The organism is Streptomyces sp. NPDC058246 (assembly GCF_042881985.1).
Classification (GTDB): Bacteria; Actinomycetota; Actinomycetes; order Streptomycetales; family Streptomycetaceae; genus Streptomyces.
Window position 1 is genome coordinate 170678 of record NZ_JBHVWZ010000006.1, and the last position, 22214, is coordinate 192891.

The 22214-nt window shown below is 71.5% G+C and carries 19 protein-coding genes and 2 tRNA genes; 9 read left to right on the top strand and 12 right to left on the bottom strand.

Annotated elements, in window-relative coordinates:
- From ACFVXA_RS11575 to ACFVXA_RS11590, 4 genes are all read left to right on the top strand, one after another.
- Nucleotides 1–468: a DUF3592 domain-containing protein gene (locus ACFVXA_RS11575; protein ID WP_390024757.1), complete on the top strand. Its 468-nt coding sequence runs from the start codon at nt 1–3 to the stop codon at nt 466–468.
- Between the two features lie 70 nt (nt 469–538).
- Nucleotides 539–2197, top strand: coding sequence for a long-chain-fatty-acid--CoA ligase (locus tag ACFVXA_RS11580; RefSeq protein ID WP_390024759.1), 1659 nt, complete (start codon nt 539–541; stop codon nt 2195–2197).
- Between the two features lie 384 nt (nt 2198–2581).
- Nucleotides 2582–3769 (top strand): MFS transporter, encoded by a 1188-nt coding sequence (locus tag ACFVXA_RS11585; protein WP_390024910.1) that lies wholly within the window; start codon nt 2582–2584, stop codon nt 3767–3769.
- 320 nt (nt 3770–4089) lie between these two features.
- Nucleotides 4090–5397 carry a M18 family aminopeptidase gene (locus ACFVXA_RS11590; RefSeq protein WP_390024761.1) on the top strand — a complete coding sequence of 436 codons (1308 nt, stop codon included), beginning with the start codon at nt 4090–4092 and terminating at the stop codon, nt 5395–5397.
- Between the two features lie 198 nt (nt 5398–5595).
- Here the strand turns inward: ACFVXA_RS11590 and ACFVXA_RS11595 are convergent.
- The 6 genes from ACFVXA_RS11595 to ehuB form a co-directional block, all read right to left on the bottom strand.
- A tRNA-Lys gene (locus tag ACFVXA_RS11595) sits at nt 5596–5669 on the bottom strand.
- Between the two features lie 88 nt (nt 5670–5757).
- Nucleotides 5758–6516, bottom strand: a complete 759-nt coding sequence (locus ACFVXA_RS11600; RefSeq protein ID WP_383735037.1) for an IclR family transcriptional regulator — start codon at nt 6514–6516, stop codon at nt 5758–5760.
- A 243-nt stretch (nt 6517–6759) separates the two neighbouring features.
- Nucleotides 6760–7527 (bottom strand): ectoine/hydroxyectoine ABC transporter ATP-binding protein EhuA, encoded by a 768-nt coding sequence (gene ehuA / locus ACFVXA_RS11605; RefSeq protein ID WP_362017918.1) that lies wholly within the window; start codon nt 7525–7527, stop codon nt 6760–6762.
- Nucleotides 7528–7573: 46 nt separating this feature from the next.
- Nucleotides 7574–8224, bottom strand: a complete 651-nt coding sequence (ehuD, locus tag ACFVXA_RS11610) for an ectoine/hydroxyectoine ABC transporter permease subunit EhuD (RefSeq protein WP_362017807.1) — start codon at nt 8222–8224, stop codon at nt 7574–7576.
- Entirely contained in the window at nt 8221–8967 is a 747-nt protein-coding gene (ehuC, locus tag ACFVXA_RS11615; RefSeq protein WP_362017808.1) for an ectoine/hydroxyectoine ABC transporter permease subunit EhuC, read from the bottom strand. The genes ehuD and ehuC overlap by 4 nt, the downstream gene beginning before the upstream one ends.
- Nucleotides 8964–9866 (bottom strand): ectoine/hydroxyectoine ABC transporter substrate-binding protein EhuB, encoded by a 903-nt coding sequence (ehuB, locus tag ACFVXA_RS11620; RefSeq protein ID WP_362017809.1) that lies wholly within the window; start codon nt 9864–9866, stop codon nt 8964–8966. Before ehuB ends, ehuC begins: the two co-directional genes overlap by 4 nt.
- Before the next feature lie 97 nt (nt 9867–9963).
- On the opposite strand from ehuB, the gene ACFVXA_RS11625 reads away from it, so the two are divergent.
- On the top strand, nt 9964–10458 hold the full coding sequence (locus tag ACFVXA_RS11625) for a DUF3830 family protein (RefSeq protein ID WP_390024763.1): 495 nt from the start codon (nt 9964–9966) through the stop codon (nt 10456–10458).
- Between the two features lie 15 nt (nt 10459–10473).
- On the opposite strand, the gene ACFVXA_RS11630 is transcribed toward ACFVXA_RS11625, so the two are convergent.
- Both ACFVXA_RS11630 and ACFVXA_RS11635 read right to left on the bottom strand, forming a co-directional pair.
- Nucleotides 10474–11886, bottom strand: coding sequence for an amidase (locus tag ACFVXA_RS11630; RefSeq protein ID WP_389746692.1), 1413 nt, complete (start codon nt 11884–11886; stop codon nt 10474–10476).
- Between the two features lie 19 nt (nt 11887–11905).
- Nucleotides 11906–12889: a D-2-hydroxyacid dehydrogenase gene (locus tag ACFVXA_RS11635; RefSeq protein WP_383902474.1), complete on the bottom strand. Its 984-nt coding sequence runs from the start codon at nt 12887–12889 to the stop codon at nt 11906–11908.
- A 330-nt stretch (nt 12890–13219) separates the two neighbouring features.
- Between ACFVXA_RS11635 and ACFVXA_RS11640 the strand changes: the two genes are divergently transcribed.
- The 3 genes from ACFVXA_RS11640 to ACFVXA_RS11650 all read left to right on the top strand — a co-directional run bounded on the left by ACFVXA_RS11640 (nt 13220) and on the right by ACFVXA_RS11650 (nt 16076).
- Entirely contained in the window at nt 13220–13999 is a 780-nt protein-coding gene (locus tag ACFVXA_RS11640) for an aspartate/glutamate racemase family protein (protein WP_362017813.1), read from the top strand.
- Nucleotides 13996–14727, top strand: a complete 732-nt coding sequence (locus tag ACFVXA_RS11645) for a decarboxylase (protein WP_362017814.1) — start codon at nt 13996–13998, stop codon at nt 14725–14727. The genes ACFVXA_RS11640 and ACFVXA_RS11645 overlap by 4 nt, the downstream gene beginning before the upstream one ends.
- A 242-nt stretch (nt 14728–14969) precedes the next feature.
- Complete coding sequence (locus ACFVXA_RS11650) at nt 14970–16076, top strand: LLM class flavin-dependent oxidoreductase (RefSeq protein ID WP_362017815.1); 1107 nt, start codon at nt 14970–14972, stop codon at nt 16074–16076.
- A 25-nt stretch (nt 16077–16101) separates the two neighbouring features.
- Here ACFVXA_RS11650 and ACFVXA_RS11655 read toward each other — a convergent pair whose 3' ends face one another.
- Entirely contained in the window at nt 16102–18051 is a 1950-nt protein-coding gene (locus tag ACFVXA_RS11655; RefSeq protein ID WP_362017816.1) for an EAL domain-containing protein, read from the bottom strand.
- Between the two features lie 1011 nt (nt 18052–19062).
- On the opposite strand from ACFVXA_RS11655, the gene ACFVXA_RS11660 reads away from it, so the two are divergent.
- On the top strand, nt 19063–20568 hold the full coding sequence (locus tag ACFVXA_RS11660) for a M6 family metalloprotease domain-containing protein (RefSeq protein WP_390024766.1): 1506 nt from the start codon (nt 19063–19065) through the stop codon (nt 20566–20568).
- Between the two features lie 135 nt (nt 20569–20703).
- Here ACFVXA_RS11660 and ACFVXA_RS11665 read toward each other — a convergent pair.
- The 3 genes from ACFVXA_RS11665 to ACFVXA_RS11675 all read right to left on the bottom strand — a co-directional run bounded on the left by ACFVXA_RS11665 (nt 20704) and on the right by ACFVXA_RS11675 (nt 22195).
- Nucleotides 20704–20777 (bottom strand) — tRNA-Lys (locus tag ACFVXA_RS11665).
- Complete coding sequence (locus ACFVXA_RS11670) at nt 20768–21481, bottom strand: bifunctional DNA primase/polymerase (protein WP_362017818.1); 714 nt, start codon at nt 21479–21481, stop codon at nt 20768–20770. The genes ACFVXA_RS11665 and ACFVXA_RS11670 overlap by 10 nt, the downstream gene beginning before the upstream one ends.
- A 336-nt stretch (nt 21482–21817) precedes the next feature.
- Nucleotides 21818–22195, bottom strand: coding sequence for a hypothetical protein (locus ACFVXA_RS11675; protein ID WP_362017819.1), 378 nt, complete (start codon nt 22193–22195; stop codon nt 21818–21820).
- Nucleotides 22196–22214 lie beyond the last annotated feature (19 nt).

Genomic DNA, 22214 nt, shown 5'->3' on the forward strand with positions numbered 1-22214 from the left:
ATGGACGTCTTCTTCTACGCCGTACCCGCACTGATGATGGCCGTGGTGCTCCTCGCCGCGGCCAAGGTGGTCCGCCGCTCGATGGACCTCAGGCGGGCCTGGAACAGCGGGCTGACCGCCGAGGCGCGCTGTCTGCGCTCGTACACGACGACCAGTGGCGGCGGTGGCGACACCTCCGTGACCACGACGCTGCACCACGTGTACGAGTTCACGACGCGCGAGGGCCGTACGGTCCGCTTCGAGGAGGCGAACGGCCCCTCGACGGTCATCGAGGGCGACATCGTCACCGTCCACTACGCGGCCGAGCGCCCCGAGAAGGCCACCGCGCACGCGCCGAGCCGGGGCAAGGCCGCCGCGGGCACGATCGGCATGCTGGTGTTCTTCGGCGTGATCGTCGCCTTCTGCGTCGGTTTCATGATCACCTACCACCAGATGTCGGCGGCGAGCGACGGATTCTTCGGGATGTAGGCCATGGGGCCGGCGCTGCGCCTGCCGCACCCCTCCCGATCTGACGGTACGTCAATTATGGTGCGCCCCCATGGGGTCCATGAGGCGTACCGTCGCGGAACTCGTACAGGAACGGTGGGGCGACCACCGGCCCGGGCTGTGGTTCGAGGGGCGGGTGCTGAGCCACCACCGGGTGACGGCGGGAGCTGCGGCCCGGGCGGCGCTGCTCGCCGACCTGCTGCCACCCGGCGTCGCACCGCACCTCGGGGTGCTGCTCGACAACACCCCCGAATACCCGATGTGGTTGAGCGCGGCCGCCCTGGCCGGAGCCGCCGTCGCCGGGATCAACCCGACCCGGCGCGGACCCGAACTGGCCCGCGACATCCTGCACACCGAGTGCCGTGTCCTGGTCACCGAGCGGGCCCACCTGCCTCTCCTCGACGGCCTCGAACTCCCCGGCGTCCGCGTGCTGGTGACCGACACGGACGCGTACACCGGCCTCCTCGCGTCGTACGAGGGCGCGAAGCCGGACGCCTCGCGCGCGACCCCCGACGACCGCCTCCTCCTCTACTTCACCTCCGGCTCGACCGGCGCGCCCAAGGCCGCGATCTGCACCCAGGGCCGGCTCGCCGCCGCCGGGCGCTCGCTCGTCGACCACTTCGGGGTGCGCCCGGACGACACGCACTACATCTGCATGCCGATGTTCCACGGCAACGCGGTGATCGCCGACTGGGCTCCCGCGCTGGCGGCGGGCGCGACGGTCGCGCTGCGGCGGCGCTTCTCCGCCTCGGGGTTCCTCGCCGACGTACGAGCCTGCGGAGCCACCTACTTCACATATGTGGGCCGGGCCGTGCAGTACCTGCTGGCCACGCCCGCCCGCCCCGACGACCGCGACAACCCGTTGCGGCTGGGCTTCGGCACCGAGGCCGGAGCGGTCGACGCGGCCGCCTTCGAGGCGCGCTTCGGGGTGCGCCTGGTGGAGGGGTACGGCTCCTCGGAGGGCGGCGCGGCCATCCAGTGGGCGCCCGGCACCCCGGCGGGGGCGATCGGCCGGGCGGCCCCCGGCGACGATCTCGCGGTGGTCGACCCGGCCACCCGCCGGGAGTGTCCGCCCGCCGTCTTCACCGGGGACGGACGACTCCTCAACGGGGCGGACGCGATAGGCGAGCTGGTGAACCGCGGCCCGACCCCCTTCGAGGGCTACTGGCGCAACCCGGCCGCCGACGCCGCCCGCAGGAGTGCCGGCTGGTACTGGACCGGCGACCTCTTCTACCGCGACGCCGACGGCTACCTCTACTTCGCCGGACGCACCGACGACCGGCTGCGCGTCGACAGCGAGAACCTCGCCGCCGCGATGATCGAGAACATCCTCGCCCGGTACGCGGACGCGGCCGCCGCGGCGGTGTACGCGGTGCCGGACCCGGTGGCCGGGGACCAGGTGATGGCGGCACTCGCTCTGCAACCGGGTACCTCCTTCGACCCGCTGTCCTTCGGTGAATTCCTGCTCTCCCAACCGGACTTGGGCACGAAGATGGCACCCCGCTTCGTACGGATCATGGAGCGGATGCCCGTCACCGCCACCAACAAGATCCACCGGGTGGGGCTGCGCCGCGAGGGCTTCCGGTGCCCGGATCCGGTGTGGTGGCGGCCACCGGGGGAGTGCGCCTACCGGAGGCTGGGGGAGGCGGACGTCGAGGGGCTGCTGGCCGAGTACCGGTCGCGGGGGCGAGAGGAGTTGCTGACGAGGTAGGCGGGGCCGGCAGGGCGCCGGCCCGGGCCGGGAAAAGGGAGAGGAATCCCTCGTGCTCCCCGGGGGGAGGATGGACCCGGACACCTGTGCCGAGGGAAGAGGGAACATGCGTCACCTGATCCGGGTCACGGACACCGAAGTCGTCGACGGTGAGCCGGTGCGGGGCAGGCCGATCCCTCGGGGGCGCCTCGCGGTGTCGGCCCGGTGGGGGTGGCTTGTGGTGTCGGCCCGGTGGGGGCGACTCGTGGTGTCGGCCCGGTGGACGCGGCTTGTGGTGTCGGCCCGGTGCGGGCGGCCCGTGGTGCGTTGCTCGTGACGGCCGACGGGCGCTATCGCGTCCTGGTCGCCGGCTACTCCGTCTCCTCCTACGGCACCTTCCTCAACATGGTGGCGCTCAACCTGTTCGTCTACGCCACCACCGACAGCGCGCTCGCCATGGGGCTGTTCATGGCGGTGCGGCTCGGGGCGGGGTTCCTGGCCGGGATGATCGCGGGGCGGATCCTGGCCCGGTACGCGGTCAAGCCGGTGATGCTGTGGACCAATGCGGCGCAGGCGATTGTCATGCTCCTGCTGGTCGTGACGCCGGACGGAGGGTTGCGGACCGGCGTGCTGTTCGCGGTGTCCGCTGTCGTGGGCGCGTGCGGCACCGTCTTCATGGTCTCGCTGCGCAGCTCCATCCCCGACCTCGTCGGCACCGACCGGCGTGGCTGGGCCAACTCCCTCATGGTGGGCGGGCGTTCGCTGGCCATGGTCGCCGGGTTCGCCTCGTCCGGCGTGGTGGTGCCATGGCTGGGCTTCACCGCCGCGTTCCTGGTGGACGCGGCGAGCTTCCTGGTGTGCGCGGGGGCGGTCGCGTGGCTTCCGGGAGTGCGGCCGACGCCGTCCGCGGGGCCCGAACCCCGCGAGCGCAAGGGCGTGTTCGGGGCGGTGACGGCGTTGACCGCGGTGCCCACGCTCGGGCTGATGGTGTGTCTGCGCGGGGTCGACGCGCTCGGCTCCTCGTCCCACAACGCGGCCCTGCCCGTCTATTCGAGCGGACTGGACCCGCACGACCCTGCCGCCTTCGTCAGCCGCTTCTGGCTGTTCTGGGCACTGGGCAACGTGCTGGCGCAGCAGGTCGTCCAGCGCTGGGCCAAGCACACCGGCCGGTCCGTCGGGGCACTCGGCTTCGGACTGGGCACAGTGCTGATGTCGGCCGCGTTCATCCTCGGTTTCGCCGGGTTCCCGATGGCGGCGACGATCGGCATCGCGCTGGTCGCGGGCGCGGCTGACGGGCTGACCGAGGTGTCGTACACCTCGCACGTGCAGACCCTGCCGGAGGCCCTGCGCGCCCATGCCTTCGGCCTGTCCGCCACCGTCGAGAACCTCGGTTTCGGACTCGGCATGATCGCCGTGTCGGCGGCCCTCGAATCGTTCTCCGCGCTGACCGTCGTGGCCTGGTCCCACGGGGTCGCCATCGTGGTCGCGGGGATCTACCTGCTGCGGTTGTACGCCGTCCGAGGGGCCGGCACGGAGGGGGCGAGTGGTGCGTACAGCGATCGTCGGGACGGCGCTGAGGTGTCCGGGCACTGACACGGCCGCCGCGTACCGGTGGAACATCCGGGCCGGCTCACCCGGCTCACACCCAGCCCACCCGTCTCACCCTGCCTACCCGTCTAACCCTGCCCATCAGCTCACCCAGCCCACCGGGCCCACCTGTCTCATCCGCCTCACGACTGGATCGCCGTACCGGCCGCACCGTGCACCCGGCCCAACGCTCCCGTAGCGCCAACACTCCCGAAGCGCCCCCTCACCTCTCACCCCTCAACCCTCACCCCTCAACCCTCGACAGCACCTGAAAGGCACTCATGTCCCCCACGCATGACACGCATGACACGCATGACACGCACGACATGCACGACACGACCGTCACACCCGACGCGACCGACCGGAGCCACGGCGACGACCTGCTCACCTTCGTCACGGCCAGCCCCTCGCCCTACCACGTGGTGGCGAGCGCGGCGCAGCGGCTGGAAAAGGCGGGCTTCGAGGAGCTGCGCGCGACGGACGACTGGACGAACGGTGCCGGAGGCGGCAGATATGTCGTCCGAGGGGGCGCGCTGATCGCCTGGTACGTCCCCGAGGGCGCCCCGCCCCGCACCCCGTTCCGGATCATCGGCGCGCACACCGACTCGCCGAACCTGCGGGTCAAGCCCGCGCCCGACACCAGCTCGGCGGGGTGGCGGCAGGTCGCCGTGGAGATCTACGGCGGCGTACCGCTGAACACCTGGCTCGACCGTGACCTGGGCATCTCGGGGCGGCTGACCCTGCGCGACGGCTCGACCCGGCTCGTCCGCGTCGACAAGCCGCTGCTGCGCGTGCCGCAGCTCGCCATCCACCTCGACCGGACCGCCAACGAGGGGCTCGCCCTGGACCGGCAGCGGCACATGGCCCCGCTGTGGGGGCTGGGCGGCACCGAACCCGGCGCGCTGCTCCGCCGGATCGCCGAGGAGGCCGACGCCGACTTCGCCGAGATCCTCGGCTGGGACCTGATGCTGCACGACATCCAGCCGCCTGGATACCTGGGCGCGGACGAGGAGTTCATCGTCTCGCCGCGGCTCGACAACCAGATATCGGTGCACGCGGGCGTCACCGCCCTGGTCGCCGCCGCCACCGCACGGCCGCCCGCGCACATTCCCGTCCTCGCCGCCTTCGACCACGAGGAGGTCGGCAGCGGCTCCGAGTCGGGGGCCCAAGGACCGCTCCTGGAACGGGTGCTGGGCCGAGGTGTCGCGGCGCGCGGCGGCAGCGCCGAGGACTTCAACCGGGCCCTCGCGGGCGCCTTCTGCGTCTCCGCCGACATGTCGCACGCCGTGCACCCCAACTATGCCGAGCGTCACGACCCGGACCACCACCCGCTGCCCAACGCCGGCCCCGTCATCAAGGTCAACGTCAACCAGCGGTACGCCACCGACGGCACCGGCGTCGCCGCCTTCGCCGCGGCGTGCGAACGGGCCGACGTGCCGTGGCAGCCGTTCGTCTCCCACAACGCCATGCCGTGCGGTACGTCGATCGGGCCCATCACCGCGGCCCGCCTCGGCGTGGCCACGGTCGACGTGGGTGTGCCGGGCCTGTCGATGCACTCGGCGCGGGAGCTGTGCGGGGCGCGGGATCCCGGGTTGCTCGCCCGGGCGCTCACGCACTTCGTCACGCCGGGCTGACCGGCGCCGCGACCGGCGTCGTACCCCAGCCGGGTGAGGGGTGGCCCCGCCGACCCGGGCGGGGACCGCCGCAACGAGGGTCCCGGAGCAGCACTCACAGCACCCAAAGCGCCCAAAACACCCATAGGCGTACCCGCGCCCAGCGACGTACCGGGACATGCGTGAAGGCCCCCCACTGCTGTGGAGGGCCTTCATCTGTGCGCCGCCAGGGACTCGAACCCCGGACCCGCTGATTAAGAGTCAGCTGCTCTAACCAACTGAGCTAGCGGCGCATGACTCTCGCCTCCCGCGCTCCCGCGGTCGGCGACGAAAGAAATACTACCTGGTCCGAGGGGGTGCTCCTGACCACCCGGTGCCGGGCTAGATGGCGAGGGAGAGGAGCACGGGGGTGGCCCGGCGGTTCAGGGTGTCCGCGGCCTGGCGGAGCCGGTGCGCGTGCTCGACCGGCAGGGACAGGGCCAGGCAGCCGACGGAGGAGCCCGCCGTGATGGGGACGGCCGCGCAGACCGTGCCGACGGCGTACTCCTGGAGGTCGAGCACGGGCACGGTGGGCGGCTGGGCGGCGAGGCGGGACAGCAGCAGCCGCTCGTCGGTGATGGTGCGCGAGGTGAGGCGGGCCATCTTGTGGCGGGCCAGGTGGTCGCGGCGGCCGTTGTGGTCGAGCTGGCCGAGCAGGCTCTTGCCGACCGCGCTGGCGTGCGCCGAGGAGCGGAAGTCGACCCATTCGTTGACCGCGGGCGTCGCGGGGCTCGCGGCGTACTGGGTGACGTGCACCTCGCCGTCGATGTACCGGCTGATGTAGATCGCTGCGCCGACCGAGTCGCGCAGCCGGTCGATGGTCCGCTGGAGCGTGTCGCGCAGGGCCTGGTCGCGGCCGTGGGCGGAACCGAGGCGGCTGAGGGAGGCGCCGGTGACGTACGCACCGTCGGCGATCTGCTCGACGTACCCCTCCCGGCGCAGCATCCGCAGCAGGGCGGTCAGCCGCTCGGCGCCGAGGCGGGTCCGGCGGCCGAGTTCGGCGTCGGTGATTCCGGTGGAGTGCCGTGACACCGTCTCCAGGACACGGAGGGCGTCCTGGGCCGAGTGGTACGGCGCGGTCGGCTCGTGCATCAGCGCCACGGTTTCCCCCTGCGCTCTGTGTCGGCCCGGCGTATTTGAGACACAGCCCGGACAGCTGGGCTTCCTCCACGATAACCGCCAAAGAGCTTGCTGCGAGGGTCTGTTGACGACATTCATGGCGCGCTCCCGCCTTCTCAGCAGGAGCGCGCCACCCTGGCATATGCCGAGGTCATGGCACGCAGGGCATGACCCACCGGCCGGACCTCGCGCCTTGCCGCGCGGGCCCACGTTCACTCCTCGCAGTCACAGCACCGCGCTGAGGAATTCCCGGGTCCTGTCGTGTTCCGGGTCGCTGAAAATCTTCTCCGGTGGCCCGGACTCGATGACCCGGCCGGAATCGAACATCAGGACCTGGTCCGATATGTCTCTGGCGAAATTCATCTCATGGGTCACACAGAGCATCGTGATGTCGGTGGTGTGAGCGATGTCACGGAGGACATCGAGGACGCCGGCGACCAGCTCGGGGTCGAGTGCGGAGGTCACCTCGTCCAGGAGCAGCACCTGCGGACGCATCGCCAGCGCCCGGGCGATCGCCACACGCTGCTGCTGGCCGCCGGACAGCCGGCTCGGACGCTCGTCGCACTTGTCCGCGAGGCCCACCAGGTCGAGCAGCTCGCGGGCCCGCGCCTCCGCCTCGTCCTTGGACAGGCCGAGGACCGTGACGGGCGCCTCGGTGATGTTCCTCAGCACGCTCATGTTCGGGAAGAGGTTGAACTGCTGGAAGACCATCCCGATCTTCTTGCGGACCTCGCGGAGCTGCTTCTCGGGGGCCGGGAAGAGCCGCTCCCCGGCCACCGTGATCGTTCCCTCGTCCGGCTTGGCCAGGGTCATCAGCAGCCGCAGGATCGTCGTCTTGCCCGAGCCGGACGGCCCGATGAGCGTGACGTGCTTGCCGGAGTCGACGCGGAAGTCGAGTCCGTCGAGGACGGTGTTCTCCCCGAAGCGCTTGGTGACCTTGTCGAAGCGGATCAGTTCGCCGCCGTCCACCGGGGGATTGGCGAGGTCCTTCACAGGGCTGGTGGTGGCGTTCGGGTCAGGGTTCGTATGGGCGTTCGTGTCAGCGGGCAAGACGTCGCTCCAGAGCTCGCATGAGGAGGGAAGCCGGATAGGAAATGAGGATGAAGGCCACGCCGATCACCGTGAGGGGCTCGGTGAACTGGAAGTGCTGCTGCGAATAGAGCCGCGCCTCACCGAGCATGTCCAGCACGGTGATCGCCATCAGCATCGGGGTGTCCTTGAGCATCGAGATGACGTAGTTGCCCAGCGCGGGCACCACCCGGCGGATCGCCTGCGGCAGGATCACCGCGGTCCAGGTGCGCGTCAGGGGCAGGTTGAGCGCCGTGGCCGCTTCCCACTGGCCGGCCGGCACGCCCTCGATGCCGGCCCGGTAGACCTGCATCGTGTACGTCGAGTAGTGCAGCCCGATCGCGACGACACCGGTGGTCAGCGCGGAGAACGTGATGTTCCACTCGGGCAGCACATAGAAGAGGAAGAACAGCTGCACCAGGAGAGGGGTGTTGCGGATGAACTCCGTCACCACCCCGACCGGCCAGCGCACCCACCGGGTCGGCGTCCGCATCAGCAGCGCCCAGACCAGTCCGAGCGCGAACGAGATCAGCGAACCGAGGGCCAGCGCCTGAAGGGTGACCAGCAGCCCGTCCCAGAAGTGCGGCATGAAGTCACCGACCGCGCTCCAGTCCCAGTTCATGAGCCACCCCCGCCCGCGATCGCGCCGGCGCCCGCGGCGCCCACTCCCGTGGTCTCGGCGCGGCGCAGTTCACGCCGCGACACCCCGCGCTCCGGTTCCTTGCCGATTCCGGCCTTCAGCCGCCTCTCCAGACCGCGCATCATCCGGGTGAGCAGGAAGGCGATCACGAAGTAGATCAGCAGGACGTACGAGTAGATCTCCGCGCTCTGCTGCAACGCGAGCCGCACCAGATTGCCGCTGAACGCCAGATCGCCCATACCCATGACGGAGACCAGGGCGGTGCCCTTGAGCAGCTCGATCAGCAGGTTGCAGAACGAGGGGATCATCTCGGGCACCGCCTGCGGCAGCAGGATCAGCCGCATCCGCTGCCAGGGCGTGAAGCCGAGCGCGATACCGCCCTCGCGCTGCGCGGGTTCGACCGCGTTCAGGGCGCCGCGCACGATCTCCGCGCCGTACGCCCCGTACGTCAGCCCCAGCGCCAGCGTGCCCGCCCACATCGGGACGAGCTGCCAGCCGAAGGCGAGCGGCAGGACGAAGTACACCCAGAAGATCATGATGAGCGCGGAGGTGCCGCGGAACACCTCGGTGTAGAAGCCCGCGAGGAAGCGGACGATCCACCGGCGCGAGGTGCGCGCGATTCCCACCGCGAAGGACACGGCGCCGGCCAGCAGGGCGCTGAAGACCAGCAGTTGGACGGTTGTCCAGATGCCTTCGAGTACGAGTTCCCACAGTCCCGAGGTCATCCGCGGCAGAGCTCCTTCGCGGTCATGTCGGTCATCTCGGCCTGGGTGAAACCGAACGGCTGCAGGATGCGGAACAGTTCACCGCTGTCCTTCATCTTCTTCAGCTCCACGTTGAAGGCGTCCCGCAGCCCGGTCTCGGCCGAGCGGAACGCGAAGCCGCCGCCGTCGACGTGCGGCTTGCCCTTCACCAGCGGCGCGAAGGGCTTGGTGCTCTCCGCCTTGCGGGACTTCTTGACCACTTCACGTGCGGTCAGCGCGGTCCCGGCGAAGACGTCGACACGCCCCGCCTCGACCGCGTTCAGCCCGGCGACCTGGTCCGGCACGATCAGGATGTCGCTCTCCTTGTACCCGGCCTCGACCGCGTACTGGATCTCCGCATAGCCGGTGCCCGTCGCGAACCTGGCCTTCTTCGAGACGACGTCCTGGTAGTCGTGCAGCCCCTTCGGATTGCCCTTGCGCACGATGAACGCGTCCAGCATCTGATAGTCCGGATCCGCGAAGATGACCTGCCGGCAGCGCTCGGGGTTGATGTACATCCCCGCCGACACGACGTCGAACTGCTGCGAGTTGAGCCCCGGAATGAGCGAGCCGAACTCGGTCGGGACCGGCTGGACGCGATCGACCCCCAGCCGCTTGAAGACGGCCTTCGCGAGTTCCGGCGCCTCGCCGGTCAGTTCGCCGTTCTTGTCGATGTAGCCGAAGGGGATCTCGCCGGCGATGCCGAGCCGGACGACACCCTGCGCCTTCAGCCGGTCCAGGAGATCACCGCCGTTGCCGGACGCCGTGGCGACCCGGGTACAGCCGGCCGCGCCGAGCGCGCCGAGCGCCGCCGCCCCCGCGAGCAGCGACCGGCGGGTGGGGCCTCGTTTCTCTGCGTCATTCCCTCTAGGTGGAGCCATGGCCGCGCGGCTACCCGAGACCATGCGATGTATTCGGATCGATTTCAGCCCCGTACGGGTACGACGCGCACTTGACCTCCGGGGGACCATGGAATGCATGGCTGATCGATACATCGAAGTCTCGCTGGTCAAGCGCGGTATCCACTGCACCGCGAAACTCCTCGACGACCGGGCGCCGATCACCTGCGCCGCGGTGTGGGATTCACTTCCCCTGGGCGGCGACGTGTACCACGCGAAGTACGCGCGCAATGAGATCTACGCCCTTTTCCCGCCCTTCGCGCAATCAGAACCTCCGCTGGAAAATCCGACAGTTACCCCAATTCCTGGAGATCTCTGTTATTTCTCCTTCGCGGGCACGGAATTGGGCACGCAGGCGTACGGCTACGACCGCGACGTCCGCGCCGGAACGACGGTGGTGGACCTGGCCCTGTTCTACGAGCGCAACAACCTGCTCCTCAACGGAGACGTCGGCTGGGTGCCGGGCATCGTCTGGGGCCAGGTGGTCGACGGCCTCGACGCGATGGCCGAGGCCTGCACCGACCTGTGGCGCTCCGGCGCGCTGGGGGAGACGCTCAGCTTCCGGCGAGACTGAGGACTGCCCGGCGGATCATGCCGGAGAGGCCCCAGGGGGAGTCACCCCCGCGGCCCCCGCCTCGTACAGCGCGTGAGCGGTCCGCAGGACGAGGTCGTCGCGGTGGCGCGCGGCGACGATCTGCAGGCCGATGGGCAGGCCGTCCCCGTCAAGGCCCACGGGGACCGTGGCCGCCGGCTGCTGAGTCATGTTGAAGGGGTACGTGAACGGGGTCCAGCCCGTCCAGCGGCGGTGGCCGGAGCCGGCCGGGACCTCGGCGCCCGCCTCGAAGGCCGTCAGCGGCAGGGTCGGCGTCACCAGCACGTCGTACGACTCGTGGAAGCGGCCCATCCGGCGCCCGAGCTCCATGCGGACGTCCACCGCGGCGAGATAGTCCAGCGCGCCGAAGCGGGCGCCGAGGGCGCAGATCTCGCGCAGTCCGGGGTCGAGCAACTGCCGCTGGTGGGGCCCGAAGTGCTGGGTGACGCGGGCCGCGCCGCTGAACCAGAGCGTGTGGAAGGCCTCCACCGGGTCGGTGAGGTCGGGGTCGGCCTCGGTGACGTACGCGCCGAGCGCCGCGAGCCGCTCCACCGTGCGCCGTACGGCCGCCGCGACCGGCGGCCGGACCGCGACCTGCCCGCCCAGCGAAGGCGAGTACGCGACCCGCAGCCCCCGTACCCCGCCCTCCAGCGCGTCCACGAAGGAGCCGCCGGCCGCCGGTCCGAGCGCGGACCAGTCCCGCGCGTCGGGGCCGCTGATCACATCCATCATCAGCGCCGCGTCGGCCGCGTCCCGGGTCATCGGCCCCACGTGCGCGAGCGTCCCGAAGGCGCTGGCCGGGTACAGGGGGACCCGGCCGTACGTCGGCTTCAGGCCGAAGATCCCGCAGAAGGCGGCCGGGATACGGACACTGCCGCCGCCGTCCGTGCCGAGGGACAGCGGGCCCGCGCCGAGGGCCACGGCCGCGGCGCTGCCGCCGCTGGAGCCGCCCGCCGTGCGCGAGACGTCGTACGGATTGCGGGTCACCCCCGACAGCGGCGAGTCCGTGACGCCCTTCCAGCCGAACTCGGGCGTCGTCGTCTTGCCGAGGAAGACGGCGCCGTGCTCGCGCAGCCGGGCCACGGAGGGCGCGTCCTCGTCCCAACGGCCCTGCGCACTGATGGTCCTGGAGCCACGGAGGGTGGGTGTGCCGCGCAGCAGCAGGATGTCCTTGACGGTGACCGGGACCCCGTCCAGCAGGCCCGCGGGCTCGCCGCGCCGCCAGCGGCCCGCCGACTCCGCCGCCTGCGCGAGAGCTTCCTCCGCCTCCAGTCGTACGAACGCGTTCACGGCGGGCTGGACGTGCTCGGCCCGCTCCAGGGCCGCGCGTGCCGCGTCCACGGGGCTGAATTCGCCCTTGCGGTAGCCGTCGACGAGTTGTACCGCGGTCAGCTCGGTGAGTTCCGACATCGGGCCCTCCAGAGGGAGTTCAGTGTCCGGGCACGTACCCGCGCTTCTTGTCGACGACGTTCCGCAGCGGCTTCCCCGCCTCCCAGCGCTCGTACAACTCCACGAACTGCGAGCCCAGTTCGTCCCGCCAGCCGATCGTGTCCCCGCTCATGTGCGGCGACACGATCAGACCGGGCACCTCCCACAACGGGCTGTCGGGGCCGAGCGGTTCGTGCTGGAAGACATCGAGGGCCGCGCCCGCGATCCACCGTTTCGACAGCGCCTCGGCGAGCGCGCCCTCGACGACGAGCTGCCCGCGTCCGACGTTGACGAAGCGCGCCGACGGCTGCATCATCCCGAAGCGCCGCGCGTCGAACATGCCGTACGTCGCCTCGGTGAGCGGCGCCGCGGACACCACCCAGTCGGCGCGCGCCATCAGCCGGTCCAGCTCCTCCGGACCGTGGATACCGGTCCGCGGTCTACGCCCCACCAGCGCCGTGGTGACGTCCAGCGCCTTGAGCGTCCTGACGATCGCCCGCCCGATCGGCCCGGAGCCGACCACGCAGGCACGGGTGCCCGCCACCCGCTGCGACTCGCGGTGCCGCCACTCCCGCCGCCCCTGGAGCTCCCACGTCCGCGGCAGATCCTTCGCCATGGACAGCACCAGCGCGGCGACGTACTCCGCGATCGGCTGGTCGAAGACACCGCGCGCGTTCGTCACCACCGTGTCGGACGCGGCCAGCTCGGGGCACATCAGATGGTCCACCCCCGCGCTCGCCGTGTGCACCCAGCGCGGCCGGGGCCCCTCGCCGGGCCAGGCGCGGCGCACGGCGTGCGAGGTGAAGTCCCAGACGAGCAGCACGTCCGCGTGGGGCAGCCGCTCGGCCAGCGTGGACTCGTCCGCGTGCTCGATCCGCACCCGGCCGGTGAGCCTGCCGAGGCGCGGCAGGGGCTCGGCGTCGAGGACAAGGAGGGTCGTTTCGGACGGCGGGTGCGACGGGGGCGAGGACATACGGGCGGTCATCGGTGGAAACCGTTTCGCAATGCGGGTCCGCTTCTCTGAGAGATGAAGGTGGGCCTTCCGAGGGGCGAGGTGGGCCGGAGCCGTCTGAGATGCGCGGATTGACCACGCTCGCACCCGAACCTACCTTCGTCAACACGGGCTTTGCGTACGGTCCGTTGCCAACGCGTCCCCGTTCCCCCTTCCCCGTCGTCCCCCCTCCCCGTCGTCCCCTCGTCCCCCCTTCCCTCGTCCCCCGTCCCGTTCCCCTCGTTGCTGGTCCTCCCTTTCCCCACCTGTTCCTGGTCCCGTTCCCTTCCCCTCTCCTCTCCCTTCGTGAGGCCGGTGGCTGCCATGGACGTCTCCTTTCTCGGCGGCCCGCGCCCGCAGCGCGGTGTCGGTGTCGTCGCCCCCTTCGACTTCGCCCTGGACCGCGAACTGTGGCGCTGGGCGCCGGACGACGTCTCCCTGCACCTCACCCGCACCCCGTTCGTGCCGGTCGAGGTCAGCCTGGACCTGGCCCGTCTGGTCTCCGAGCACGAGACGCTCGGCGAGGCGGTGCGCGCCCTGAACGCGGTCGCGCCCGAGGTCGTCGCGTACGCCTGCACCTCCGGCAGCTTCGTCGGGGGCGTCGCCGGGGAGCGGGCGATGTGCGAGGCGATGACGCGGGCGGGCGCGGTCCCGGCGCTCACCACCTCCGGCGCGCTCCTGGCGGCGCTGGAGGAGCTCGGCGCCCGCCGGATCGCCCTCGTGACCCCCTACACGGTGTCGGTGACCCAGTCCCTGGAGGAGTACCTGGCCGAGGCGGGCATCGAGGTCACGCGCCGCGCCTTCATGGGCCTGACCAGGCACATCTGGAAGGTCCCGTACCGGGATGTGGTGGAGATGGCCCGCGGGGCCGTACGGGGCAGCGCGGACGCCCTCTTCATCAGCTGCACCAACCTTCCGACGTACGACGTCATCCCCCAGCTGGAGGCCGAACTGCGGATCCCGGTGATCTCGGCCAACCAGGTGACGATGTGGGCGGCGCTGCGACAACTGGGTACCCGGGCGGTGGGCCCCTATCAGGCGTTGCTGGACGAGTCCGCTCGTCGGGGGCCGGTACTGCCGGAAGAACAGGAAGGTTGGGCATGACCGCACTCGGATTCCTCTACCCCGGCCACTCGGCCGAGGACGACTACCCGCGCATCGAGCAGCTGCTCGGCAGCGACATCCGCCTGACCGTCGTCCACACGGACATCGGAGAGGACGCCCACCGCGTGGACGCGCTCCTGGAGATGGGCTCGGCGGCCCGGCTCGCGGCGGGCGTCGAGGAGCTGCGCCTCTCGGGGGCCGAAGCGGTGGTGTGGGCCTGCACCAGCGGCAGCTTCGTATACGGCTGGCAGGGCGCCCACGACCAGGTCCGCGCCCTCGCCCGGACGGCAGGGCTGCCGGCCTCCTCCACGTCGTTCGGCTTCGCGCACGCGGTACAGGAGATCGGCGCCCGGCGTGTCGCCGTCGGGGCGACGTATCCGGAGGACGTGGCGGCGCTCTTCGCCGCGTTTCTGAAGGACGCGGGGGCGGAGGTGGTAGGGGTGCGCGGGGCCGGGATCGTCACGGCCGCGGAGGTGGCCACCTGGGAGTACGACCAGGTCCTCGCCCTGGCCCGCGCGGCCGACCACCCCGACGCCGACGCCGTGCTCCTCCCGGACACCGCCCTCCACACGGCCTCCCACCTCCTCGCCCTGGAGAAGGCCCTCTCCAAGCCGGTCCTCACCGCCAACCAGGTCACCGTCTGGGAGGCCCTCCGCCTCTCGGACCGCCGCGTGAACGCCCCCGAGCTGGGAACCTTGTTCACCAAGGAGCCGATCGTCCAGGTGTAGCCGACTGGCCTGTTTTCGCCGTTCCCGGAGGGGTTAGGCGTCTTCAGCCCGTCCGGCGTTCGAGGACGAGGCCGTTCAGGCCGACGTGGGGGTCCAGGGGCGGCAGCCCCCAGGTACGGGACGGGCAGGGGCAAAGGGGGCGAGACACCCCCCGGCCCGCCCCGGGCCCTCGAGGAATAAACGGGGACACCCTCCTGTTCGTACGTCGAGGACAACCGACGTAAAGACGCAGGAGGCACCCGGTGAGTGAGACGGACGAGATCCGCGGCACCGCGCAGGGCGACGCACCCGTACCCCTCTCCGTACTGGACCTGGTCACGGTAGGCGCGACCCGCACCGCCACCGACGCCCTCCGCACCAGCGTGAAAATCTCCCGCCTCGCGGAGTCCCGCGGCTTCCACCGCTACTGGGTGGCCGAACACCACTCCATGCCGGGCGTGGCCTCGTCCTCACCCGCCGTGATCCTCGCCCACCTGGCCGCCCACACGACCCGCATCCGGCTGGGCTCGGGCGGAGTCATGCTCCCGAACCACGCCCCGCTGGTCATCGCGGAGCAGTTCGGCACGCTGGAGGCGATGGCCCCGGGCCGGATCGACCTGGGCCTGGGCCGAGCGCCCGGCACGGACGGAGCAACCGCCGCCGCCCTGCGCCGCACGGACCGCCTGGGCGAAGGCGCCGACGACTTCCCCGAGCAGCTCGCGGAGCTCACCCGCTTCCTGGACGACGACTTTCCCGACGGTCACCCGTACGCCCGCATCCACGCGGTCCCGGGCCCGATCCAGTCGACCTCCCCGGGCGGCGTCCAGTCCCCGCACCGCCCCCCGATCTGGCTGCTCGGCTCCTCCGGCTTCAGCGCCCGCCTCGCCGGCATCCTGGGCCTCCCCTTCGCCTTCGCGCACCACTTCTCGGCGCAGAACACGATCCCGGCGCTGGACCTCTACCGCGAGTCCTTCCGGCCGAGCGCGGTCCTCGACGCCCCCTACGCCCTCATCGGCGTCTCCGCCCTCGCCACGGACGACGAGAAGGAGGCCCGCCGCCAGGTCATGGCCGCCGCCCTGAACATGGTCCGCCTGCGCACCGGCCGTCCGGGACTCGTCCCGACCCCGGAGGAGGCGGAGGCGTACGAATTCAGCCCCATGGAGCGGGAGTTCATCACCAGCTGGAACTCCAACGTCATCCACGGCACGGCCGACGAGGTCCGCTCCGGCCTCGACGACCTGCAGAAGCGCACCGGCGCCGACGAGTTGATGATCACCGGCAACGCCCACAGCGGCGACGTACGCCTGCGCTCGTACGAACTCATCGCGGACGCGTACGGATTGCCGAAGCCCCAGGATCCTCAGGCCTGACCGGGTGCCTGGGCCTCGGCGAGCCTCAGGCCCGAGGACAGTCCGAGGCCGTCAATAGTGCGGAGATACGATCCGGCGCCACCGGGCGGGAGTACAGCCAGCCCTGCCCGGTGTCGCAGCCGATGCCGCGCAGGCGGGAGGCCTGGGACGCGGTCTCCACGCACTCCGCGGTGACCGTCAGGCCCAGCCGGTGGGCGAGTTGGATGAGGGCCTCGACGATGACCTCGTCGGCGGGATTGGGGTGGCCCGAGGTGCCGTCGGGGTTCTCGTACTGGAAGCCCCGTACGAACGAGCCGTCCAGCTTCAGCACGGAGACCGGCAGACGGCTGAGGTAGGCCAGGTTCGAGTAGCCGGTGCCGAAGTCGTCGATGGCGATGCGGACGCCCATGTCGCTGAGCGCCTGGAGGGCCTGGAGGGGCCGGCCCGCCGAGCCCATCACCGCGGACTCCGTCAGCTCCAGCTGGAGGAGGTGCGGGGCGAGGCCCGTCTCCGCGAGGATCTCCGCCACGTCGGCGACCAGGTCGGAGTCCCAGACCTGGCGCACCGCCACGTTCACGCTGACGAAGATCGGCGGCGCGTCCGGGTGGTCCAGCTGCCAGCGGCGGGCCTGCCGGCAGGCGGTGGCCAGCACCCAGCGGCCGAGCTGCACGATCGAACCGTCTTCCTCGGCCAATCCGATGAACCGATTCGGCGTCAGCGTTCCGAACTGCGGGTGATTCCAGCGGACCAGCGCCTCGACCCCGCGCACGCCGCCGTCCTCCATGCCCACCAACGGCTGGTACTCCAGCGCGAACTCACCGCGCTCGACGGCCGCGCGGAGGGTGGAGGACAGCGCCTGACGGGTCATCCGGTGGGCGTTGCGCTCCGGGTCGAAGAGGGTCCAGCGACCCTTGCCGTCCGCCTTCGCCCAGTACAGCGTGGTGTCCGCGGCCTGCATCAGACCGGTCGCGCTCGTGCCCGCGGCGCGCCGCTCGACGACCCCGATCGACGCGGAGAGGGACAGCCGCTGGCCTGACAGGTCGAACGGCGCCTGGAGGGCCTTCAGTACGGATTCGGCGAGGTCGGCCAGCTGGTCCGTTCCCGTGGAGTCCTCGACGAGGAGCGCGAACTCGTCGCCGCCGAGCCGCGCCACCAGCGGGGTGGCCGCCCGGGCGTAACCCGCCTCGTCGGCGCAGCGCGTCAGCCGTTCGGCGACGGCCGCGAGCAGCCGGTCCCCGACCCGGTGGCCGAGCGTGTCGTTGACCGCCTTGAACCCGTCGAGGTCCAGATAGCAGAGCCCGATCCGGCCGGTGCCGCCCTCCTCGTACGCCTCCGCCTCCAAGGCGGCCGACAGGCGTTCGAAGAACAGGGTGCGGTTGGGCAGCCGGGTCACCGGGTCGTGCATCTGCAAGTGGCGCAGCCGCGCCTGGAGTTCCCGGCGCACGCTGATGTCGGCGACGGACAGCAGCACGGCCCGCTCCTGCGCGGGCAGCGGCGCGACCGTCACCTGGACCCAGAGCGAGTGCCCGTCGGAGTGCTTGAGGCGGCGGGTGCAGCGCAGTCGGGCCTGCCGGCCGCGCAGCACCTCGCGGTACGCGTGCCAGGTGCGGGCGTCGGAGGTCAGGTCCACGAGGTCGGCCACGATCCGCCCGGCGAGCGTGTCCGCCCCGGCGCCGAGCAGCGTGCCCAGCGCCTCGTTGGCGGTGACGACCAGGCCCTCGCGGTCGACCACGGCCATCGCGAGGGGCGCGGTGGCGAAGGCCGCCTGGAGAGTACGGGGTGACGCTCCGTCGGGTACAGGCGTGTCAGCGGGCACACCGGACGTCGCCGCGGCCGTCCCGGCAGTGGCGTGCGGGTCTGGAGGTGACCCGGGGGAGAGGGACACGCCGGGAGGCGCCCCGGCGTACATACGAGGAGATGTGTCGATGTGACGCTCTGTGACGGCCGGCCGGACGAGGTCTGCCGCGGGCGCCGGCCCTTCGGACGTTCCGCTCACCGCTCGCTCCCGCAGTGCACTCGTTCTTCGTATAGGTCTCTCGGGGTGGTCGGCCGGTGCTGGACGGCCGAACAAGCCGTGTCCGTGCAGGAAAGTGTGCCGATCATAGAGGGTGGCCTCGGGGAGTTGCAGCCACTGTCCAGTGTCCCCGAACAACCTCCTCTTCTGACAGATCGTTTCTGCCTGCATCTGGACGGGTTCCTTCCCCCGCCGACCGGCTGTGACGTTCCGTGAGTGTTCGGGGTGTCGGCCCCTGGTTCCCTCTCACCCTTCTGGTGCAGACAAACAGGGCGAAGTGGTACGAACTCACACAGGCTGGGTGCGGTGTCCCGAATTCCGCATCCGGAGGTCGACGTGCCGCGTCCGCTCCCCCTGGGAGGTCTCACCCGTGAGGCCCAACGGGGTCGCACTCATGGGGTATTGCGGGGGCGCGCGCGTGCGGCGCTGCGAGCCCGCGTTCGTGAGGCCCTGCGGAAGCGCGCGGGCGATGGCCGGTCGGCTCGCGTTCGCGCTGAGCTGCCGGGGCGTAGGCGTGAGGCCCTGTGGGGACACGCGCGTGAGGTTCTGCGGGAGCGGGCTCGTGAGGTTCTGTGGCGGCGCGGGCGCGGGCGCGGGGCCTTGCGGGGCTCGGCGCGTGAGGGCTTGCCGGGTTCGGCGCGTGAGGTTTTGCGGGATCCGGCGCACGAGGCTGTGCGGGATCCGGTGCGCGAGTCGGCGCGTGGGCCGGGGGCTGAGGGGTTGTGTGGGGCGGCTCTCGAAGCATTGGGTGCGTCGGGAGCTGAGGGGTTGTGCGGGGCGGCTCCCGAGGCATTGCGTGCGTCGGGGTCTGAAGAGTTGCGCGGCGCGGCTCCCGAAGCATTGGGCGGGGCAGAGCTCGAAGCGTTGCGCGGGGCGGCTCCCGAAGCATTGGGCGGGGCTGAGTGCGAGGCGTTGCGCGGGTCGGGGCCTGTGGTGTTGCGCGGGTCGGCGCGTGACGTGTTGCGCGGGACGGCTCGCCAGGCATTGCGCGGGATGGGGCGTGGGGGGCCTTTCCGGGGGCCGGTGCGCGAGGGGGCGCCGCGCTGGCGCAGCACCGCGGCTCTGTTCACCTCGATGACCGCGCTCGCCGCGACCTCCCTGGTACCGGGCCCCGCACTGGCCGAACCCCGCTCGGCCTCGTGCGCCCTCCCACGGACCGAGGCGCACCACTCGGAGGGCGTCGACACCTGGAACTCCGGATACGTGCGCCCCGACCACCCCCTCGACGCGGCGATGGTCTTCCTGTCCTTCCCGGACTCCGCGCCGCGCACCACCCCCGCCGAACTCACCAGCGACTACTTCCCGGCCACCAGCCGCTTCTTCGAACGCGCCTCGTACGGCAAGTTCACGGTGCGCCCGCACCCCCAGCGCGGCTGGATCCGGATGCCGCACACCTCCACGTCGTACGCCATAGAGCGCGACTGGAACGCCGATCGCCGCGCCGCCTACCTGCGCGACGCGCTCGCCGCCGCCGACAGCCAGGTCGACTTCTCGCGCTACGACATCGTCTACTTCGTCGCCGACCCGGACGCGCCGGGCGTCGACTCGGACGCCACGAAGGTCGTCAACCTCGACACCCCGCTGTACGCCGACGGCAAGGAAATCCGTCGCGTGGTCACGGTCTTCGAGAAGCACCCGCCGGACCGCCTGGTCCTCGCCCACGAGACCGGTCACGTCTTCGACCTGCCCGACCTCTACCACCGCCCCACCGACGGCAAGGGCGACTGGGACACCTACGTCGGCGACTGGGACCTCATGGGCAGCCAGTTCGGCCTCGCCCCCGACCTGTTCGGCTGGCACAAGTGGAAACTGGGCTGGCTGGAACCCCATCAGGTGGCGTGCGTTCGGGGTACCGGCAGTACGCGGGTGACGCTGGAGGCGCTGGGGGCGGGGCCGCCGACGCTGGGGGGCGGGACTGCGGGCGCGGCCGGCGCGGCCGGGGTCGCCGGGGTGGCCGGGGTGGCCGGCGCGGCTGAGGCAGGATCCGCGGGAGCCGCGGCGTCGGCCTCCGGCACGCGTACGCGGGCGCACGGCTCGGGCGTGCCGGGTGCCACGGGGAACTCAGGCGTACCGGCGTACGGCTCGGCCGCTTCGCGGGCTTCGGGTGCTTCGGGTGCTTCGGGTGTGCCGGCGTACGGCTCGGGGCTGCAGGCCTTCGGTTCCGGGCGGGGCACCAAGCTGGCGGTGGTCCGAACGGGTCCCGACAGCGCGCTGGCCCTCGAGGCGCGCGGCCCGGCGGGCAACGACGGCGCGACGTGCACCCAGGGCGTCCTCGTCTACCGTGTGCGCAGCGAGGCCGAGTCGGGCGGCGGCCCGATCGAGGTCCTCGACGCGCACCCGCACTCCGAGTCCTGCTGGGAGGACTCGGTCTACCCGGCGCTCGCGGACGCGCCGGTGGCCCTCGGCGAGAGCTATACGGTGCCGGGCGAGAACGTCCGTATCGAGGTGGAGGACCGCACGGCTTCCGGGGCGTGGACGGTGAAGATCACGACGGGCTGACCCTCGCAAGGCGCGGCGCGGCCAAGCGAAAGGGAGCGGCCAAGCGAAAGGGAAAGGAAAGGGAAAGGGAAACCAGGGGGGAATGGCGATGGCGAGACGGTCGCGTTTCCGCGTACCGCCTCGCCATCGCTAGCGTGCGCCGCCAGGGACTCGAACCCCGGACCCGCTGATTAAGAGTCAGCTGCTCTAACCAACTGAGCTAGCGGCGCCTGCTGACGTCGTAGACCTTAGCATCCTGATCGGCGGGAGGAAAAATCGATATCCGCACCGCCGCGGAGGCGCTCGCGCGGGCCGCCCGGACGGCCGCCCAGAGCAGGATCTCGGGGCCCGGGAGCCAGGGGTGCCGGGTGTCGGGCGCGACGAGCCAGCGGGATTCCAGGCGGGCGGCGGCGCTCGTCCCCGTGTCGTCGGCGCTCAGCGCGGGCACGGTGACCGCGTCCCCCGTGCCGTGGCAGAGCAGCGGCGGAACGCCCTGGCACCGCCCCGCATGCCCGGCGGCCTCCCGGCTCTGGGCGCGGTCCTCGGTACGGTCCGCGGCCCCGCGGGAGCCCCACTCCTCCCACTCCAGGAGCGAGGGCAGCCGCTGGGCCGTACCGGGCGCGGCGAACAGCAGCATCCGCCCGCGGTAGGTCGCGACCGGGCCCGAGCCAGGCCCGTCGTCCCACAACCGGTCGAGCATCCGCCGCCCGAAGATCGCCGGGGCGTTGACGACGTCGAAGGCGCTGCCGCAGGGCAGGACGACCGGGGCGCTCGGCCGTTCCTCCCAGAGGGCGAGGGTGCTGCGCGGGTACGTTCCTGCCGAGGCGAGCCATGCGGCGCCCTCGGAGGTGACTCCCGCGATGTCGAAGCGGTCGGACAACGGGGCGCCGGGGGCGTGGGGGATGGTGCTTGCCGGGTTCCGTGTGCTGCTCATGCCGATATATCTACCGGCAGTGACGAACCCGTCTCTGAGGGTTGCCGGAAATCAGGACAGGAGGGGGTGGGGTGGAGTATCTTGCCCCGCTGGCATATGCCAAGAGACCTTGAGCGCCTGGTGCGCGACCGGCACCCCGGCCGGTCTGGCGTTCGAGGACGAGCACCCCGGCCGGTCCGGCGTATGAGGAGGAGACCGTTAGGCCGAAACGGTGGTCTGAACGGGGGTCTGCGGGGGTCTGAACGGGGGTCTGGGGGACGCGCAGCCCCCAGATACGGGCGGGCAGCGGCGGAGGGGGCGAAGAACCCCTACGCGCACCCCCACGACGCACAGGCCTCAGGCATGATCACTCACCCCATGCCCATGCCCGTTCCCCTCCACCCCCCGCAGCAGGTCCCGCCCGAACTCGATCATCTTCTTCGCGTAGTCCTCGGTCCACTCGGCCCGCTCCCCGATGGCAGCCGGCGTCAGCCGATCGAACCGCCGCGGATCGGCCAACTGTGCCGCCGCGATCGCCTGGAACTCGACCGCCCGGTCCGCCGCGGCCCGAAACGCCTGCGTCAGTTCGGTCGCCCGGTCCAGCAACGCCCGCGGATCGTCGATCGACTCCAGGTCGAAGAAGTGCTCAGGATCCCCGGCGGCCTCCGCGGGCTCGAAGAGCAGGGGCGCGGGGCGTAGCCGCGGTTCGTTCCGACGCGGCGTGGGCTCCGCCATGTCTTCTCCTCCTCGTACG